Genomic DNA, 17,113 nt, shown 5'->3' on the forward strand with positions numbered 1-17,113 from the left:
CTTACGCGCCGCAGCTCAACCGCACGGTATCGGCAAAGGCTTCGCCCACTTCCGGGTAGGCCTCCTCCGCCTGTTCCGCAGGCATTGCGTAAAGCAGCTCCTCCACCAGGGTATAGGCCTGATCCAAGTTGGGCGGGGTAATGCTGCCCTGGCAGCCGCCGGTGACATCCAGCCCCTGGGTCACCGTATAGGCGGTGTAGTAGGTCGGGTCATAGGCCTTGATCACCACCCCGTCCGCGGCCTGCGGCTGTGCCAGAACGCGCCGGTGCCGCGTTGTGATCCGCCCGTCCTGCACCTCGGTGGACAGATGCTCCGGCGCCCCCAGCGCCAGCGCCTCCCCGTCCTGCGTCAGATAGGTATCGCCCTGAAACCCCTCGCTCCAGGCCAGATCAAACCCTTGCAGCTGTGCCAGTTCCTCCGCCGTCAGGCTGCCGTCGAAATCACTGTCCAGCCCCCGGTCCTCAAAGATCAGCAGCGAATAGAATTCATCATAGGCCCAGGTGATCTCCACCGCCTGCAATTGCCCGCCATCGGACACCACCAGCTTCATGCCGGTGTCGATAAAGATATGCGGATGCGCCGCGGCGCCTTGCGGGGCCAGCAGCGCAAGCGTGAACAAGGGAACAAAACGTTTCATGCCCAAAGATCTAAGCCCTGCGCCGCTGCCCCGCAACTGCCGAAGGCCGCTAAGGCGGTCTTCAGCGCAAGTGCTTCTTTCTGGTTCCCAATGCCCCGGGGGAGGCCCGCAAGGGCCGAGGGGCGGCGCCCCTATTTATGCCCCCAGTCATCGGGATTTTCCGAATTGTTCGGACTCAGCCCCAGCACATCCCCCTTGGTGGAGCATCCAAGCCCCAGCACTGTCCGGTTGGCATATGCGAAATAGGCTGTGACCTGATTGATCTCCAGAATTTCCCCGTCGTCGAATCCGGCCTCCCGCAAGGCCCCGATATCGGCTTCGCTCACGCTGGCGGGCTCCTCGGTCAGCATCCGGGCATAGCCCATCGCCAGCACCTGCGCAGGCTCCAGGGGCGCGCCCTCCGGATCGCGCGCCTCGATCGCCGCCCGGATTGCCTGCCCGCGCGCCTGATCCCCCAACAGCCGCTGCAGGCCGGCAAAGTGGTGCTCCACGCAATAGGCGCAATCATTGAGGCTGGATACCCAAACGCCCAGCACCTCCAGAAACCATTTCGGAATTTTATTGCCGGTGTGGTGCAGCACATTCTTGTACAGCGCCATATGGCCTTCCATCGAATGCGGCCGCAGGGAGTGCGCCATCATGATGTTGTCCACGTTGCCACCCGGCCCGCTCACCCGCTCATAAAGCTTCTTCAGTTTGCCAGCTGCCTCTTCAAATGGAACGGTCCTGATCCAGGCCATGTCTCTCTCCCTGATTATCTGACGCCGAGAGTAGCGGGATATGGCACCACCGAAAGACGAAACCGAACGTCACAGGCGGCCCGCCAGGCGGCACCGCTGCCCCGTGCCTGCCTGCCCCCCCCGGCAGGCGCGTTCAACAGTTCAGCTTGGTGCGAAGTTTGCTTCTCTATCCCGCCGGGCGCCAAGTATCCCGGTTCCCGCATTGCGCCCGCCCTGGCAGACGCGTGGCTTAGCGCTCAACTTGCCGCTTCCCGCGCCACCGCGGCAATGGCCGCCCGCACATCCGCCTCGCGGCTGCGGTGGTTGGTGATTGCGGCTCGCAGCATCACCCGGCCTTCCGCACGGGTGGTCGAGAACACCGCCTCGCCGCTTTCCTGCAGGGTCTGGGCGACATGGGCATTGACCACCGACTGCGCCTCCGGCGGCAAATCGCTGCGCGCGGTGAACACGCAGACATTCGACACCACCGGCGCCCCCAGCGCCATAAAAGGCTGGGCCTCGACCTCTGCCGCCATGAACGCCGCCAGTTCGCAATTGCCGGTGATCGCCTCGGAAAAGGCCGCCTCGCCATAGGTCTCCAGCGCCGTCCAGACCTTCAGCGCCCGGTTGCCGCGGGACAAATCAATCCCGTAATCGCAGAACCACGGCTCGCCCCCCGCCAGCCCGCGCTCGGCGCCTTCCAGATACGCGGGCCGCGCCGCAAAGGCCGCCCGGTGCTCGTCCTCATTGCGCAACAGCGCCATGCCGCAGTCATACCCCACATACATCCACTTGTGGAAATCCAGCGCGATGCTGTCGGCCCGCCCGATGCCGTCGGACAGCGACCGGTACGGCTCCGCCGCAATCCGCGTCCAGGCGCCAAAGGCCCCGTCCACATGCAGCCACAGCCCCAGCTCCGCTGCCGCATCCGCCAAAGCGTTCAGATCATCAAACAGCCCCAGATCCACCGTGCCCGCGTTGCCCACCACCAGGAAGGGCAGCGCTCCGGCAGCCTTGTCCCCGGCCACCATCGCCGCCAGCGCGCCGCAGTCCAGCTTGCCATCGGCCAAGGGCACCTTGCGCAGGTTGTCCGAACCGATGCCCAGCAGCTCCACCGCCTTCAGCGTTGCGTTATGCACGCCCTCGCCCGCATAGGCGGTCAGCCGAACATCGCCCTGCCCGCGCTTGCGCAGATCCTTCAGAACCCGCAGCCGCGCCGCCTGAAAGGCAATCACCGTCGCCTGCGACGTCCCCGTCACCAGCAATCCGCTGGCCCCCTCCGGCAGCCCCATCTTGCGGCGGGTCCAATCCACCACCGCACGCTCCATGTAGTTGGCGCCGTGATCGCGCCCGCCCATATTGGCATTGACCGCCGCCGCTGCCAGCGAGCTGATCAGGTCAGAGGCCAGCCCCGACCCCTGCACCCAGCCCCAGAACCGCGGATGAATATTGCCGCCATGATAGGGCAGCACGTCCTCAATGATCCGATCCACGGTCTCCTGCGGCCCGCGCGCCTCAGCCGTCACCGCATAGCGTGCATCAATATCCTCCGGCACCGGCTGCCACGGCCGCTCCGCCGCCTGCTGCATCTGATCCAGTGCCGCATCCAGCATCCGCTGCGCCTCTGCCCGGAACGCCGCCCAGTCCTGCGTCCTGATCCCCTTCTCAGCCACCTTCGCGCCCTCCTCCTGCCTGCCGCTGGCGGCAGGTTTAGCCCGCAAATGCTGCAGTTGCACGGATAAGATCGCCGCACCCGGATAACCGGAATTTACATTCGAGGGATTGATAACTCTCTCACGGCTGCAACCAATCTAGACGAAAGTGGACGCGCTGCAGCATGGTTGACCCAGCGGCACTCCGGGCAGCCCCATCGGCGGAGGCAGCCCTCACCGTTTAAGATTCAAGACGATACAAAGCCCAATCCACCTTATCCACAGCCCCTTGCGTCCCTCTTCCACCCGGCCCCAACACCTGCCATAATGGGCGCCAATCAACACCAAGGAAGAGCAGCTCCCGCACATGGCCGACGACCTCCTCAGCACGCCCGCTTCTGAGACTTATGACGCGTCCTCCATCGAGGTTCTGGAAGGCCTCGAACCGGTCCGCCAGCGCCCCGGCATGTATATCGGCGGCACCGATGAGCGCGCGCTGCACCACATGGTAGCCGAGATCCTCGACAACTCCATGGACGAGGCCGTCGCCGGCCACGCCAACCGGATCGAGGTGACGCTGCATTCCGACTACGCCGTCACCATCTCCGACAACGGCCGCGGCATCCCGATCGACCCGCACCCCAAGTTCCCGGACAAATCGGCGCTTGAGGTGATCCTCTGCACCCTGCACGCGGGCGGCAAATTCTCCGGCAAGGCCTATCAGACTTCGGGCGGCCTGCACGGCGTCGGCTCCTCGGTGGTGAACGCGCTGTCGGATTCCATGGTCGTGCAAGTGGCCAAGAACAAGGAGCTGTTCGAACAGCGCTTCTCCCGCGGCCTGCCCCTCGGCCCGGTGGAGAAAATCGGCGCCGCCCCCAACAAGCGCGGCACCTTCGTGACCTTCCACGCCGACGAGCAGATCTTCGGCCACCACCGCTTCAAGCCCAAGCGCCTGTTCACCCTGGTGCGCTCCAAGGCCTACCTGTTCTCCGGCGTCGAGATCCGCTGGAAATCCGAAATCGACGACGGCGAAACCCCGACTGAGGCCACCTTCCACTTCCCCGGCGGCCTCAAGGACTACCTCACCGAAGTCCTTGGAAAATCCTCCGTCTACGCAGACCAGCCCTTTGCCGGCAAGGTTGAGTTCCGCGAGAAATTCGGCGAGCCGGGCTATGTTGAATGGGCGATCAACTGGACGCCCTCGCGCGACGGCTTCACCCAGTCCTACTGTAACACCGTCCCGACGCCGGAGGGCGGCACCCATGTCACCGGCTTCTGGGCCGCGATCCTCAAGGGCATCAAGGCCTATGGCGAACTGGTCAGCAACAAGAAGGCCGCCCAGATCACCCGCGACGACCTGATGGCGGGCGGCTGCGCGCTGGTCTCCTGCTTCATCGCCGACCCGGCTTTTGTCGGCCAGACCAAGGACCGCCTGTCGACCGAGGCCGCCAACAAGATGGTGGAAAACTCGGTCCGCGACCATTTCGACAACTGGCTGGCGGCCGACACCAAATCCGCGGGCGCCATCCTCGACTTCCTGATCCTGCGCGCCGAGGAACGCCTGCGCCGCAAGCAGGAGAAAGAGACCCAGCGCAAATCCGCCACCAAGAAGCTGCGCCTGCCCGGCAAACTGACCGACTGCACCTCCAAGGACCGCTCCGGCACCGAGCTGTTCATTGTCGAGGGCGACTCCGCGGGCGGCTCCGGCAAGGGCGCGCGCAACCGCACCAACCAGGCGCTGCTGCCCTTGAAGGGCAAGATCCTGAACGTCCTTGGCGCCGCCTCCAACAAACTCGGCTCAAACGCCGAGATCAACGACCTCTGCGAGGCGCTTGGCGTCGGCCTTGGCACCAAGTTCAACCTTGATGACCTGCGCTATGACAAGATCATCATCATGACCGACGCGGACGTCGACGGCGCCCATATCGCGTCGCTGCTGATGACCTTCTTCTTCACCCAGATGCGCCCGCTCATTGACGGCGGCCACCTCTACCTCGCCTGCCCGCCGCTGTTCCGCCTGACCCAAGGCGCCAAGCGCGTCTACTGCCTGGACGAGGCCGAGCGCGACAAATGGCTGGAGAAGGGCCTGGGCGGCAAGGGCAAGATCGACGTCTCCCGCTTCAAGGGTCTTGGCGAAATGGACGCCAAGGACCTGAAGGAGACCACGATGGACCCGGCGACCCGCAAGCTGATCCGCGTCACCATCGACGAGGACGAGCCCGGCGAGACCGGCGACCTGGTCGAGCGCCTGATGGGCAAGAAACCCGAGCTCCGCTTCCAGTACATTCAGGAAAACGCGAAGTTCGTGGAGGAGCTGGATGTTTGAGGGGGTTGGTGAAAGTGGTGCAGAATTAATCTTCTCTTAACCAACCTATGGTACTGTATCCCTAACTACTAGTTTGGGGTATGTCATGAGCACTTGTTTAGCAATCGCCATGTCTTTGGCGCTTTTACTCAATATTGTCGAAGATCTATTCAAGCCTATCTGGTTGCCGTTAAGTGGAACGCAAATGGGGCAGTTAGGCATATTGTTCTTCGGCCTATATGCCTTATGGTCACTTCTTAATCTCCTGAAGGACAAACCTGATGAATAAGACGCAAAGGATGTCACTCACTCTCTCTGAAGATGCGGTCTATAAAATTGACAAGCTAGCTCAAAAAATAGGGGTGTCTCGAAGTAACATACTGCGATTGATCGTTGAACAGACGGTTATGTCACCCGACTGGAGTGAAAACAGCTTACTTGCACGACCCAACCCGAGGACTCCTAGCTGTTTTAGCAATGATCAGCTTCTTGATGTGAAAGATGCAATCGCTACTGTTTCCACTTTGGAAGAAATCCCTGAATTTATTGGCGCGCACGAAACCAAGAAATAAAAAATATGCCTCATAGCGCTTTAAGACTTATTTTTTGCGCCTTACACATTCCTTAAAACACCAGATAAGGAACACTCCAGTTATTTGAGCCAAAAAATGAGAACCTTTCGCAAGCTATCCGCTCTGCACCACAAGGCCCGCACCTGACCTTGGGGAGGCGTGAAGCGCCTTCCCGGGGGGGGAGTGAAGGCCGTCTCGAAAACGCTCCGGGGGAGCGTTTCAGGCCTGAACGGGCGGAGCCCAAGGCGCGCTTTCCTGCTTCCCTCCCGCACCACAAGGCCCGCGCCTGACCTTGGGGAGGCGTAAAGCGCCTTCCCGGGGGGAAGGTCAGGCGCGGGCCGTGCCGCAAGCGCCACGTCCCAAAGGTGCACACCGCCCCCATTTCACCTTTGCGCAAATACTCTCGCCGAAGGCACCCCACGACAGGCCTGCGGCTGCCGGGGGGCAGGCAGGCGCAGACCGGGCCGCAAGCGGTCTGGTCAGGGGACAAACCCTGTAGGGTGGGCAATCTGCCCACCATTCCCCGGTCTCCCCACCAAACCCCGCCAAACGGTGGGCGGAATCGCCCACCCTACGCCGCCGCACCCCCGTTGCGCCAAACCCCAAACCACCGCACGCCCCGCTTCCGCGCCCTTAACCCCGGCCTGCCATACTCCAATCCGTCGCGACACACCGGTGCGGACTGACACCCCGCACCACAGGAGATACGGGAGCCCCCAAGACCACCTCTTCATCGGGTGCAGGGGTTCTCCGCAACACGAGAGCTTTCGAGCGGACATGGGGGTTTGCGTTCCCCTGCCCGGCCCTCCGCCTCTGGCCCCTCCGGGCCCTTGGCGGCGCCGCCACCTCTTAACCGGCCAGCACATCACGGCCAAACAGCAAAACGGCCGACCGGCCCCACACAACCCACCGGACAGGGACACAATCCCGCCCGGCCAATCCCGCGCATCCGGTGACAGCTTCGTGAGGGCTGTTGCCTGAAACCGCTGTCCCTTCTTATGGTTAGGCCAGCCGATCACAGCAGGGAAACAGCCATGGCCTTTATCGCGGACAACCAGCTGCCCCTGCTCCTGATGTTCTTCTTTGCAGGACTGATCGGCACCGCCTTCCTGTTCCGCAAACCGGCGGGCCACCGCGCCTGGAAACTGGCGGACCTCGTCTGGGTGGTCCTCGGCGGCTTCGGCGCGCTGGTCGCGGTGATCTCCGGCATCTACGCCACCGACTCATCCAAGCTCGAACGCCAGATCGACATCGCCTATGCCGCCACCGCCGCCTTCGACCGCGACGCCGCCCGCTTCCGCCTGCGATTCTGCGACCCCGCCTATGACGCGGACATCGCGGTCTTGTGCGAAAAGGTCGAATTCCTCTCCGCCTCCACCGCGGGCAACGCCGAACTGCCGCTGTTCATCGCGGTGACGGACGAGGTCGCGCCCTTGCAGGGCCTCAGCTTCCTGTTCGGCAGCCGCGGCGGCAGGGGGGAAAAGAAGGACATGGAGGCCCAGGCCAGCGCCTTCGACCCGGAGGCTTTCCTGGTCTTCACCGCGCTCGACGACCCGACACAGGCCGCCGTCGACACCATGCGCCGCAAGGTGCCTGCCATTGCAGGCGATTTCCTGATCATCGCCCGCGCCTATGACGACCTCATCGCCCATGTGGCGAAGCTCAAGGAGGAATGGGAATACCTGCAGGACAACGCCCATATCCTGGTGCTGCAGATCATCGCGCTCTGCCTCGTCAGCTTCGCCGCCCCCTTCCGCCTCGGCAAATCCATTGTCGAGCTGCGCGAGCGCCGCTAACCTGACCAGACCCCAACAGGACAGCCCTATGCGCAGCTTCGACGAGATCTACGCCATTTCCGCAGACCGCCACGGCGGGCCGGAGATGCTGGAGGAAAAGCTCACCAGACCCGACCCCAAGGTGACAGAGCTGCCGGAGGACCGCTGGCTCTCGACCATGACCAAATGCATCTTCCAGGCGGGCTTCAACTGGAAAGTGATCGAGGCCAAATGGGACGGGTTCGAGGAGGTCTTTCACGGCTTCGACCCCGGCCCCTGCGCGTTCATGCCAGAGGATGAATTCGACCGGATCCTCAGCGACACCCGCGTGGTCCGCAATGGTGCCAAGCTCGCCACCGTCCGCGCCAATGCCGCCTTCCTGATGGAGCTGCGCGACCAGGGCGGCGCCGGACAAGTGCTGGGCGGCTGGCCCTCATCCGACTACATCGGGCTCCTGGAGATGCTGAAAAAACGCGGCGCCCGCCTCGGCGGCATGACCGGCCAATACGCCATGCGCTTTGCCGGCCGCGACAGTTTCATCCTCAGCCAGGACGTCACTGCGCGCCTCATCGCAGAAGGCGTGATCGACAAGCCCGCCGCCTCTAAGACCGCGCTGAAGGCGGTGCAGGCCGCGTTCAACGAATGGATGGAGCAATCCGGCCGCTCGCTCACCGAAATCAGCCGCGTGCTGGCGATGAGCTGCTGAGGCGGGGCCTGCGCATGATCCGCTGCCTGCTCCTCGCCCTGTTTCTCCTCGCCGCCTGCGGCCGCCCGCTGACGGAAACCGAGCGCAGCTATCTCGGCACCCTGCACGGCACCAGCCTGAACCCGGACAAGGTCCGCATCGTGAACGGCGCGCCGCTGGGTGCTGTCACCTTCCGCCGGATGCCGCGCCCGCGCGTCACCTGCCGCGAGCGCATCCTGCCGCCGGTCAAGGAGGAGATCGTCACCTCCAAACCCGCCGCCGTCGCCCTGTTCAACCGCATCTTCTTCACCCGCGACTGGTACCTGGACAATTACCTGCCGGAATACCCGGACCGGCTGCACCTGGTGGAGGCGATGCTGCTGGCGCATGAGGCGACGCATGTCTGGCAATGGCAGAACCGCCGGCAGACCGGCTATTCACCGCTGCGCGCCGCGGCAGAGCACGGCCAGGACCGCGACCCCTATCTGTTCGACCTGGAGGGCGATCCCGGCTTCCTCAGCTACGGGTTCGAACAGCAGGGCGCCATCATCGAGGAATACGTCTGCTGCCGCGCCCTGGCCCCGCAGGCCGCCCGCACCCAGCGGCTGCACCGGATGCTCTCCGCTGCCATGCCGGTCAGCCCGCTGCCGCAAAGCCGCGAGAGCGATGTCTACCTGCCCTGGAAGGATGCCAGCCTCAATGGGATTTGCGACTGACTGAGCGCAGTTCCGCATCCCCCTGCTCTGCCGCCTGGCCGGCCTGCACCGCCAGGCGCCGGGACAGCAGCCCGGCCGCGGCGGCAGTCAGGGCCGTCATCGCCGCGACCAGCAGCAGGTACCCCGTCAGGATCTGCGCCGCGGGAAGCGTGAAATTCAGCTGCGGGAACGCGCCCAGGGCCACCGGCAGGTACCAGGACACCGCCGAAACCGCGCCCGAGGCCGCAAACAGCGTCCGCTGCACATGCCCCATGCCCTCAAACAGCGCCCGCCCGGCCTGCCTGCGCAAATGCGGCAGGATCACCGCATGGATAAACAGCCCGTTCAATGTCAGGATGCAAACCACAAGGAGCTTGGCATGAACCTTCGGATTTTCCAGTTTCACCGGGTCGGTCAGCGCGTAAAGCAGCAGGAAGCCGAACCCGGTCAGCCAAAGCAGCTTCAATCCGGCATCGACCACCCCGGACGCGAATTCGAAGATTGCAACACGCTCCCCACTCACCTCCCCCCGCAGGAAGAACCGCAACAGCAGCAGGTCCAGCAGCGTGGCACTGCCCAGCCCTGCGGCAAGGCCGATGAAATGCAGGAACCTGAGGCCGGTTCTGGCGGTTTCCGCGGGATCATCAAGAAACAGGCTGGGAAGGCTGGAAAGCGGCATTGGGACCTCTGGCGGATTCATGGATTTCAGATCATACCGGCCCCTTACATGCAATTGCGAGTCATTCGCAACTATAAAAACAGGCCGCCTGCGTGCGGCAGTCCCGGATGCAGGCGCCGTTCACCGGCGCCGCAACGTAGCGCTTGTCTTTTCACCGGAAGTCCGGCCACAAATCCCAAGCCGAACAACAGGAGCCGCCACATGACCCAATACGCCCTCATCATGCTGGCCGCGGGCCTCGGCATTCCGGTGCTGGCCGCGCTGAACGCCGCCCTGGGCAAACTGATCGGCTCCCCCGCCTCTGCCGCCGTAGTGCTGTTCCTGATCGCGCTGATTGCCACCGTGCTCTATGCGCTGGTGGCGGGCCCGCAGGCCCTGTCCAAGATCCCCGCCGCGCCCAAGCACCTGTTCCTGGCGGGCGTTCTGGTCGCCTTCTACGTCTTGTCGATCACCTATGTGGCGCCGCATTTCGGCGTTGGCAACGCGGTGTTCTTCGTGCTGATCGGCCAGCTGATCTCTGCCGCTGCCATCGACCATTTCGGCCTGTTCGGCGCCCAGGTCAGCCCGCTGACCCTGACCCGCGCGGCCGGCATTTCGGTGATGGCGCTGGGGGTCTGGATCACCCAGATGGCCTGAGCCGCAGGCCGTGCCCTAGCCGGAGACCTTCTTCACGAACTGCGATTTCAGCCCGATCGGCCCGACCCCCGGCACCTTGCAGTCGATATCGTGATCGCCGTCCACCAGCCGGATGCCGCGCACCTTGGTGCCGACCTTGATCACTGAGGACGTGCCTTTCAGCTTCAGGTCCTTGATCACCGTCACCGTGTCGCCGTCAGCCAGCACATTGCCGACGCTGTCGCGCACTTCCTTGCCCTCGCCCCCGGCCTCTCCCGCCGCCCATTCATAGGCGCATTCTGGGCAGATCAGCAGGGCATCCACCTGATAGGTATAGGCAGAGGCGCATTCGGGGCACGGCGGCATCGTATCAGTCATGCGCACGCAATTAGCCTGCAAACCGGGTTTGTGCCAGACGGAAAATGCCGGTTCGCGGCGGAACCGCGGCCGCTGCCCAGGCTCAGCCCGTCTTGCCGCTGACCTTGATATTGCCCTGCAGCTGGGCGCCGTTTTCGGTGGACATGGTCTGCGCCGAAACATCCGCCTGCACCTGCGAGCTGGCCGCCAGACGCAGATCCTCGCACTGGATCTTGCCGCTGTAGGCGCCTTCCACGGTGACCGATTTCGCGCTGAGGGCACCATCGACGGTACCGCCTTCCAGCACCGTCACCGCCAGCGCCGATACATCGCCCACAACCCGGCCCCTGACCTCGACGCTGCCTTTGCTGGAGGTGATATTGCCTTCAACCGTTACATCCTTCTCGATTACCGAATTCACCACGTCTCAGCCCTTTCTGCGCATCCCCGGACAGCCTAGCCCGCCCGGGCAAATTTGAACAGTTGTTAGCAAACCGCCGCCCCGGGCCAAAGCCGCGAAGCATCCGCCGGCAAGGTTTCGCCGTCTTGCCCGGCCCTTGCCGCCTATTCCGGCTGTGGAAACGGCGGCGTTGCGCGCTTTGTTCCGGGCTTTGTTTGAATGCCGGCGGACCGGACTAATTCATTTGACGCTTTATCCTCCTGGCAACCTGCCATTCCCCCGTGTTGTCCCGCTGGTACCGGCCCTTGTCATCGTTTGCACGGTCATCCGGTTTGAGGCTATGCGCCATATGTTCCACGCCCTTCTCAAGCGGGATCATGTTTCCCAACGGATTCGGAACCTCTGCTTGCAGTGCCCGCAAACGCATCCAGACATCATCGCTCATCCGATGCCGCCAGACACCAGTGAGCATGCGTTTGAAATCAGGATCAACAGAGGCCCGCGCTTCAAAATATGGCATCATCGAGCCATAGTGTGCGAGGATGTGCTCTGCCAGTCCAACAGCAATCCGTCCAAGATCGTCGTCATTCTCCGCGGCAGCCATTGCATCGATAGTGAAATTCCACAACGCGTTCGGGTTCGCCCAAAAGCAGATGAAGACAATCCATTGCTCCACATCGCCTTTAGAAAGCCCCGAATGAAGATAATCACAGGCATTTTCGAGCACTTGATTTGTGACTTGCAACTTTCGCTGCCGGACAAATGACCGGAGCTTCTCAAGCGTGTCCTGGTCTTGGAGGTTCAGTTCCTCGCTGCGCAGCCAGTAAACGGCCAGCAGCTCTTCTGCAGTCAGTGATTTTGATGACAAAAATACCCGTGGCTATCACCACGTTTTCTATGGCGCACCGAATAATGGCCGCCCATTCACAGTATCCGCAGCTTTAAACTGTTGAGGCCGCCAGTCAAGGCGCAGCGGCCTCCCGGCGCTAAACCGGCACCAGCAGCCCGTTCTCCAGTTTCACCTGCCGGTCCATCCGCGCTGCCAGCTCCAGGTTGTGGGTGGCAATCAGCGCCGACAACCCCGTGCCGCGCACCAGCTCCATCAGCGCCGCAAACACCTGGTCGGAGGTGCCAGGGTCGAGGTTCCCAGTCGGCTCATCCGCCAGCAGCACTCGCGGGCTGTTGGCCAGCGCCCGGCAGAACGCAACCCGCTGCTGCTCGCCGCCCGACAGCGCCGCCGGGCGGTGATCGGCGCGGCCCGACAGCCCCACGGTGCCCAAGAGATCCGCTGCCCGTGCCACCGCTGCCTTCTGTCCGGCGCCATTGGCCAGCTGCGGCAGCACGATGTTTTCCAGCGCGGTGAACTCCGGCAGCAGGTGGTGGAACTGGTAGACAAACCCGACCTCCTGGCGGCGCACCCGGGTGCGGCGGCGGTCGCCCTTACGGGTCACGTCCTCGCCCGCAACCCGCACCTCGCCCGCGTCCGGCGTGTCCAGCAGGCCAGCGATATGCAAGAGCGTTGACTTGCCCGCGCCCGAGGGCGCGACCAGCGCCACCACCTCACCCGCCTGCAGGCTCAGATCGGCGCCGCGCAGCACATCCACCTGCCCCGGCGTGCCTTTCAGGTAGGATTTGGTGATCCCCTTCAGTTCCAGCGTGATCTCACTCATAGCGCAGCGCCTCCACCGGGTTCAGGCGCGCCGCGCGGCGGGCCGGGAAAATGGTCACGAAGAACGACAGCCCCAGCGACAGCGCGGTGGCCGAGACCACATCCGCCAGCCGCAGCTCGGCGGGCAGTGCATAGATGCCGCGGATCGACGGGTCCCAGACGCCGCCGCCCATGACGTAGTTCACGAAGGAGAAGATCGGGTCGATATAAAGTGCGAACAGGCAGCCCAGCACCACGCCGCAGAGGGTGCCGAGGACGCCGGTGAAGGCGCCGCAGATGAAGAACACCCGCATGACGGACCCTTCGCTGAGGCCGATGGTGCGCAGGATGCCGATGTCGCGGCCCTTGTTCTTGACCAGCATAATGAGGCCGGAGACGATGTTCATTGCCGCGATCAGCACCAGGATCGACAGGATGATGAACATCACGTTGTCCTCGACCTCCAGGGCGCGCAGGAATCCGCCGGAGGCATCGCGCCAGGTCCAGACACCTGCCACGCCGCCCGCCGCGGTCAGGATCGGCAGGGCGATTTGATCCACGTTTTCAGGGTCTTCCACCATCACCTCGATCTCATCTGCGACACCCTCGCGATTGAAGAAGCTCTGCGCCTCGGCAAAGGGCAGATAAACCCGGGTGCGGTCGATGTCCCAGCGCCCGGCGGTGAAGACATAAACCACCTCATAGGCATTGACCCGCGGGCTGGTGCCAAAGGCGGTTTTGACGCCATTGGGGGAAATCAGCTTGATCTTGTCGCCGACCGACACCCCCAGCTCCCGTGCCACGCCGGAGCCGATGGCGATCCCCTCCTCGAAGCGCGACAGGTCGCCCACGGCTTCTTCGCTTTGCGCAACGCCGGGGATGCCCTGGATGTCCTTGGCGGAGATGCCGAACACCTCGACGCCTGCATTGCGGTCGCGCAGGTTGGCCATCACCTGCCCCTTGACCAGCGGTGCCGCGCGGATGACGCCTGGCACCGAAGCGACCTTCTCCGCCAGTGCCTCGTAGTCCTTCAGCGAACGGTCCAGCACTCCGGCCACATTCACCTCGCCATAGGAATAGACGGTGACATGGGCATTGGCGCCCAGAATGGTGCCGACAAACTCCGAGCGGAAGCCGGAGCGCACCGCCAGCGTGGCAATCAGCGCAAACACCGCCAGGGTGATGCCGATCAGGCTGATCCAGGTCATCACGCTGACCCCGCCCTCGGCCTTGCGGGCGCGCAAGTAACGCCAGGCGATGATCCATTCGAAACGTGAAAACGGCGGTGGTGTCGAGGCCATAGAGGGGTCCTGCCCGGAAATTTTGCCTGCAAACTGTGCTGCCTAGCGCCCGGGGTCAAGGTGTGGTTGCATATCCGCCCGATTATCCGCCGACGGCAGCTGGATCCGGCCGGCGCGGCGCTGCAAATCCTTTCTGAAAGGATTTGCCGGGAGTTTTTGAAAACTCTTGGGCGCCGGGGGCAACTGATCCGCCTGACGTCACCGCAATGTGACATGCCGTATTTGCCTATTCCCTTGCCTCCGCCCGGCGGTAAGGCTGTAACGGGCCGGTTCCGGTTGCAGACAAGGGTGAAGTCGATATGGACAGGTATTTCAAACGCGCGCTGCCGAATCCGTCACCGCGCACGGTGATCACCGCGGGGCTCGGCGCCTTTCTGGCGATTGCGGTGCTGTCGCTGCTGACCACCCACGCCAATCTGCTGCTGCTGATGGCACCCTTCGGGGCCAGCTGCGTGCTCCTGTTCTCGGTGCCCGCCAGCCCGCTGTCGCAGCCCGCGCATGTCGTCGGCGGCCATGTGCTGGCCACCGCAGTCGCGCTGGCGCTGAACGCGCTGCTGCCGGACAGCTGGTGGGCGCTGGCGCTGGCCGTGGGGCTGTCGATCGCCCTGATGGCGGCGCTGCGGCTGACGCATCCGCCCGCCGGCGCCGACCCGCTGGTGGTCTTTGCCACCGACCCCGGAATAGCATTCCTGCTGTTCCCGGTGCTGACCGGCGCCGTCGCGCTGGTGGCGATTGCCGCGCTGTTCCACCGTGTGTCGGGCCATGAATACCCGCTGAAACACGGCTGACCGCGGCCACGCGGTCAGAGCGCCAGCATCGCCGTCACCGGCGCCCGCAGCGCCTCGCCCAGGGACCGCGAATCCGCCGCCTCCAGGTGATAGCCATCGGCGGCGGAGGCCCGCGCCACCTGCGCCGCATCGAAGTAACCGCAGCCCAGGCGGTCCGCCAGCGGCTCGATCACCCCTGCCAGCGCCTCGGACTGCGCCACCATCTGAGGCGTGATGTCGGGATCATCGCACAGGCTCATCGGCGGCGGCGAGACCAGCAGCACCTGCGGCACCGCGGGCTGCGGCAGCCGCCAGGGGTGGTGGCGGATGATCTCCACCAGCCGTTCCAGCCCGTCGCGGATCAGATAGCTGGGATGGCCTTCGTAAATGTCATTGGTGCCCAGCATGATCACCGCCAGGTCCAGCGGCGCATGGCTGTGCAGCAGCACGGGCAGCACCGCATCGCCGCGCATCTCCACGCAGGCGGAGTGGCGCGCGTGAATTGTGGTGCGCCCGCGCAAGCCTTCCGCAAAGACCACCGCATCCGCCAGGCCTTCGCCCAGCGCCGCCGGCCAGCGGTCGCCATAGGAATGCCGCCCACCGCTGTGCGGGTCGCTGCCCCAGGTCAGGCTGTCGCCAAAAGCCAGGATCTGTTTCATTCCGTATCCTCCCGTTTCGGGCACCCTGCGGCGGACGGCGGGTTCGGGCAAGAAAAAAGGGAGCCGCCCGGCCCCCTTTCCATGTTTTTCAGACAGTTGCGCCGCGAAGCTCAGAAGCCGCGGCCGGTGGGGTGGGCCTTGTAGACCTCGACCACCTTCTTCACCGCCTCTTCCGGGGACAGCTCCTCGCTCTCGCCGGTGCGGCGGGAGGTCAGCTCCACCACGCCGTTCTTCAGGCCCCGCGGGCCGACGGTGATGCGCCAGGGCAAACCGATCAGGTCCATGGTGGCGAACTTGCCGCCCGCGCGCTCGTTGCGGTCGTCATAGAGCGGGTCCAGACCGGCCGCGGTCAGCGCCGCGTAGAGCTGGTTGCAGGCGGCGTCCGCCTCGTCGTCGCCCTGCTTGAGGTTGACGATACCGCAGTGGAACGGGGTCACGCCTTCGGGCCAGATGATGCCCTTGTCGTCGTGGCTGGCCTCGATGATCGCGCCCAGCAGGCGGGAGACGCCAATGCCGTGGGAGCCCATGTGGACCGGCACGTTCTTGCCGTCCGGACCTTGCACGGTGGCGCCCATTGCGTCGGAATACTTGGTGCCGAAATAGAAGATCTGGCCGACCTCAATGCCGCGGGCCACCCGGCGGCGCTCCTCGGGGATCTGGTTGAACAGCGCCTCGTCGTGGGTCTCGTCGGTGCGGGCGTATTTGGAGGTGAATTCTTCCAGCACCGCCTGGCACTGCTCGACGCTGTCATAATCGATCTCGCGGTCGCCGAAGGTCAGATCGGTGACGGCGCTGTCATAGAAGACCTCGGACTCGCCGGTATCGGCCAGCACCAGGAATTCATGGGTGTCGTCGCCGCCGATGGGGCCGGAGTCGGCGCGCATCGGGATCGCCTGCAGGCCCATGCGCTCATAGGTGCGCAGGTAGCTGACCAGGTGGCGGTTGTAGGCGTGCAGCGCGTCTTCCTTGGTCAGGTCGAAGTTGTAGCCGTCCTTCATGTAGAATTCGCGGCCGCGCATCACGCCGAAACGCGGGCGGATCTCGTCGCGGAATTTCCACTGGATCTGGTACATGGTCAGCGGCAGGTCCTTGTAGCTGCTGACATGGGCGCGGAAGATGTCGGTGATCAGCTCTTCGGCGGTGGGGGTGAACAGCATGTCGCGGTCATGCCGGTCCTTCACCCGCAGCATCTCCTGGCCGTAAGCCTCGTAGCGGCCCGACTCGCGCCACAGGTCGGCTGACTGCATGGTCGGCATCTGCATCGGGATATGGCCCGCGCGGATCTGCTCGTCATGGACGATGCTTTCGATCTTCTTCAGCACCTTGAAGCCCAAGGGCAGCCAGGAATAGATCCCGGCGGCGGATTGCTTGATCATCCCGGCGCGCAGCATCAGCCGGTGGCTGACGATCTGGGCTTCCGAGGGGTTCTCTTTCAGAACCGGCAGAAAATAGCGGGACAGGCGCATCTTGGCTCCATCGGTGATGTGGGTTCGAGTTCCCGCCCGGTTTAGTGGGTGATGGGGATGCGGGCAAGAGGTGGATCAAGTCCCTGTTCGCCCCGTATTGAACCCTGTGCTCCGGATCACCGCATCAGCTTGTATCCCTTGGGACGTGGCGTGCAGCGGCACGGCCCGCGCCTGACCTTCC

The 17,113-nt window shown here is 64.1% G+C and carries 18 protein-coding genes; 7 read left to right on the plus strand and 11 right to left on the minus strand.

What is annotated here, in order from left to right:
- Nucleotide 1 precedes the first annotated feature (1 nt).
- The 3 genes from GKC28_RS09695 to GKC28_RS09705 all read right to left on the minus strand — a co-directional run bounded on the left by GKC28_RS09695 (nucleotide 2) and on the right by GKC28_RS09705 (nucleotide 3,029).
- Nucleotides 2-637: a DUF1007 family protein gene (locus GKC28_RS09695; protein ID WP_174146699.1), complete on the minus strand. Its 636-nt coding sequence runs from the start codon at nucleotides 635-637 to the stop codon at nucleotides 2-4.
- Between the two features lie 131 nt (nucleotides 638-768).
- A complete protein-coding gene (locus GKC28_RS09700; RefSeq protein WP_174146700.1) occupies nucleotides 769-1,377 on the minus strand; it encodes a carboxymuconolactone decarboxylase family protein in 609 nt (202 codons plus the stop codon).
- Nucleotides 1,378-1,613: 236 nt separating this feature from the next.
- The gene (locus tag GKC28_RS09705) at nucleotides 1,614-3,029 is read right to left on the minus strand and encodes a pyridoxal-dependent decarboxylase (protein ID WP_174146701.1); all 1,416 of its coding nucleotides are present in this window, start codon (nucleotides 3,027-3,029) and stop codon (nucleotides 1,614-1,616) included.
- Between the two features lie 346 nt (nucleotides 3,030-3,375).
- Between GKC28_RS09705 and parE the strand changes: the two genes are divergently transcribed.
- From parE to GKC28_RS09730, 5 genes are all read left to right on the plus strand, one after another.
- Complete coding sequence (parE, locus tag GKC28_RS09710; protein ID WP_174146702.1) at nucleotides 3,376-5,334, plus strand: DNA topoisomerase IV subunit B; 1,959 nt, start codon at nucleotides 3,376-3,378, stop codon at nucleotides 5,332-5,334.
- 260 nt (nucleotides 5,335-5,594) lie between these two features.
- The gene (locus tag GKC28_RS09715) at nucleotides 5,595-5,885 is read left to right on the plus strand and encodes a CopG family transcriptional regulator (RefSeq protein ID WP_174146703.1); all 291 of its coding nucleotides are present in this window, start codon (nucleotides 5,595-5,597) and stop codon (nucleotides 5,883-5,885) included.
- 1,034 nt (nucleotides 5,886-6,919) lie between these two features.
- Nucleotides 6,920-7,681, plus strand: coding sequence for a hypothetical protein (locus GKC28_RS09720; RefSeq protein WP_174146704.1), 762 nt, complete (start codon nucleotides 6,920-6,922; stop codon nucleotides 7,679-7,681).
- A 28-nt stretch (nucleotides 7,682-7,709) separates the two neighbouring features.
- Nucleotides 7,710-8,366, plus strand: coding sequence for a DNA-3-methyladenine glycosylase I (locus GKC28_RS09725; protein ID WP_174146705.1), 657 nt, complete (start codon nucleotides 7,710-7,712; stop codon nucleotides 8,364-8,366).
- A gap of 14 nt (nucleotides 8,367-8,380) precedes the next feature.
- Complete coding sequence (locus GKC28_RS09730; RefSeq protein WP_174146706.1) at nucleotides 8,381-9,061, plus strand: hypothetical protein; 681 nt, start codon at nucleotides 8,381-8,383, stop codon at nucleotides 9,059-9,061.
- Here the strand turns inward: GKC28_RS09730 and GKC28_RS09735 are convergent.
- The gene (locus tag GKC28_RS09735; protein ID WP_174146707.1) at nucleotides 9,042-9,719 is read right to left on the minus strand and encodes a hypothetical protein; all 678 of its coding nucleotides are present in this window, start codon (nucleotides 9,717-9,719) and stop codon (nucleotides 9,042-9,044) included. The two genes, GKC28_RS09730 and GKC28_RS09735, sit on opposite strands and share 20 nt — an antisense overlap.
- Before the next feature lie 201 nt (nucleotides 9,720-9,920).
- Here GKC28_RS09735 and GKC28_RS09740 point away from each other — a divergent pair, with 201 nt between their 5' ends.
- Nucleotides 9,921-10,355 carry a DMT family transporter gene (locus GKC28_RS09740; protein ID WP_174146708.1) on the plus strand — a complete coding sequence of 145 codons (435 nt, stop codon included), beginning with the start codon at nucleotides 9,921-9,923 and terminating at the stop codon, nucleotides 10,353-10,355.
- 15 nt (nucleotides 10,356-10,370) lie between these two features.
- Here the strand turns inward: GKC28_RS09740 and GKC28_RS09745 are convergent, their stop codons facing one another.
- From GKC28_RS09745 to GKC28_RS09765, 5 genes are all read right to left on the minus strand, one after another.
- Entirely contained in the window at nucleotides 10,371-10,712 is a 342-nt protein-coding gene (locus tag GKC28_RS09745) for a zinc ribbon domain-containing protein YjdM (RefSeq protein WP_174146709.1), read from the minus strand.
- 82 nt (nucleotides 10,713-10,794) lie between these two features.
- Nucleotides 10,795-11,115 carry a polymer-forming cytoskeletal protein gene (locus GKC28_RS09750; protein ID WP_174146710.1) on the minus strand — a complete coding sequence of 107 codons (321 nt, stop codon included), beginning with the start codon at nucleotides 11,113-11,115 and terminating at the stop codon, nucleotides 10,795-10,797.
- 211 nt (nucleotides 11,116-11,326) lie between these two features.
- Nucleotides 11,327-11,959, minus strand: coding sequence for a DUF6869 domain-containing protein (locus tag GKC28_RS09755; protein ID WP_174146711.1), 633 nt, complete (start codon nucleotides 11,957-11,959; stop codon nucleotides 11,327-11,329).
- Between the two features lie 118 nt (nucleotides 11,960-12,077).
- Entirely contained in the window at nucleotides 12,078-12,761 is a 684-nt protein-coding gene (locus GKC28_RS09760; protein WP_174146712.1) for an ABC transporter ATP-binding protein, read from the minus strand.
- Nucleotides 12,754-14,040 (minus strand): lipoprotein-releasing ABC transporter permease subunit, encoded by a 1,287-nt coding sequence (locus tag GKC28_RS09765; RefSeq protein ID WP_174146713.1) that lies wholly within the window; start codon nucleotides 14,038-14,040, stop codon nucleotides 12,754-12,756. The genes GKC28_RS09760 and GKC28_RS09765 overlap by 8 nt, the downstream gene beginning before the upstream one ends.
- Before the next feature lie 299 nt (nucleotides 14,041-14,339).
- Here GKC28_RS09765 and GKC28_RS09770 point away from each other — a divergent pair, with 299 nt between their 5' ends.
- Nucleotides 14,340-14,828: an HPP family protein gene (locus GKC28_RS09770; RefSeq protein WP_174146714.1), complete on the plus strand. Its 489-nt coding sequence runs from the start codon at nucleotides 14,340-14,342 to the stop codon at nucleotides 14,826-14,828.
- Between the two features lie 14 nt (nucleotides 14,829-14,842).
- Here GKC28_RS09770 and GKC28_RS09775 read toward each other — a convergent pair whose 3' ends face one another.
- Both GKC28_RS09775 and proS read right to left on the minus strand, forming a co-directional pair.
- Nucleotides 14,843-15,466 carry a GDSL-type esterase/lipase family protein gene (locus tag GKC28_RS09775; protein WP_174146715.1) on the minus strand — a complete coding sequence of 208 codons (624 nt, stop codon included), beginning with the start codon at nucleotides 15,464-15,466 and terminating at the stop codon, nucleotides 14,843-14,845.
- 110 nt (nucleotides 15,467-15,576) lie between these two features.
- A complete protein-coding gene (gene proS / locus GKC28_RS09780; protein ID WP_174146716.1) occupies nucleotides 15,577-16,932 on the minus strand; it encodes a proline--tRNA ligase in 1,356 nt (451 codons plus the stop codon).
- Nucleotides 16,933-17,113 lie beyond the last annotated feature (181 nt).

The organism is Leisingera sp. ANG59 (genome assembly GCF_013317235.1).
Lineage (GTDB): Bacteria > Pseudomonadota > Alphaproteobacteria > Rhodobacterales > Rhodobacteraceae > Leisingera.

What these genes read in the sequence shown, in the direction of transcription:
- GKC28_RS09735 (WP_174146707.1), bottom strand. Translation starts at nt 9,719, where the DNA reads ATGCCGCTTTCCAGCCTTCCCAGCCTGTTTCTTGATGATCCCGCGGAA.
- GKC28_RS09760 (WP_174146712.1), bottom strand. Translation starts at nt 12,761, where the DNA reads ATGAGTGAGATCACGCTGGAACTGAAGGGGATCACCAAATCCTACCTG.
- GKC28_RS09745 (WP_174146709.1), bottom strand. Translation starts at nt 10,712, where the DNA reads ATGACTGATACGATGCCGCCGTGCCCCGAATGCGCCTCTGCCTATACC.
- GKC28_RS09770 (WP_174146714.1), top strand. Translation starts at nt 14,340, where the DNA reads ATGGACAGGTATTTCAAACGCGCGCTGCCGAATCCGTCACCGCGCACG.
- GKC28_RS09695 (WP_174146699.1), bottom strand. Translation starts at nt 637, where the DNA reads ATGAAACGTTTTGTTCCCTTGTTCACGCTTGCGCTGCTGGCCCCGCAA.
- parE (WP_174146702.1), top strand. Translation starts at nt 3,376, where the DNA reads ATGGCCGACGACCTCCTCAGCACGCCCGCTTCTGAGACTTATGACGCG.
- GKC28_RS09740 (WP_174146708.1), top strand. Translation starts at nt 9,921, where the DNA reads ATGACCCAATACGCCCTCATCATGCTGGCCGCGGGCCTCGGCATTCCG.
- GKC28_RS09720 (WP_174146704.1), top strand. Translation starts at nt 6,920, where the DNA reads ATGGCCTTTATCGCGGACAACCAGCTGCCCCTGCTCCTGATGTTCTTC.
- proS (WP_174146716.1), bottom strand. Translation starts at nt 16,932, where the DNA reads ATGCGCCTGTCCCGCTATTTTCTGCCGGTTCTGAAAGAGAACCCCTCG.
- GKC28_RS09725 (WP_174146705.1), top strand. Translation starts at nt 7,710, where the DNA reads ATGCGCAGCTTCGACGAGATCTACGCCATTTCCGCAGACCGCCACGGC.
- GKC28_RS09775 (WP_174146715.1), bottom strand. Translation starts at nt 15,466, where the DNA reads ATGAAACAGATCCTGGCTTTTGGCGACAGCCTGACCTGGGGCAGCGAC.
- GKC28_RS09715 (WP_174146703.1), top strand. Translation starts at nt 5,595, where the DNA reads ATGAATAAGACGCAAAGGATGTCACTCACTCTCTCTGAAGATGCGGTC.
- GKC28_RS09730 (WP_174146706.1), top strand. Translation starts at nt 8,381, where the DNA reads ATGATCCGCTGCCTGCTCCTCGCCCTGTTTCTCCTCGCCGCCTGCGGC.
- GKC28_RS09700 (WP_174146700.1), bottom strand. Translation starts at nt 1,377, where the DNA reads ATGGCCTGGATCAGGACCGTTCCATTTGAAGAGGCAGCTGGCAAACTG.
- GKC28_RS09765 (WP_174146713.1), bottom strand. Translation starts at nt 14,040, where the DNA reads ATGGCCTCGACACCACCGCCGTTTTCACGTTTCGAATGGATCATCGCC.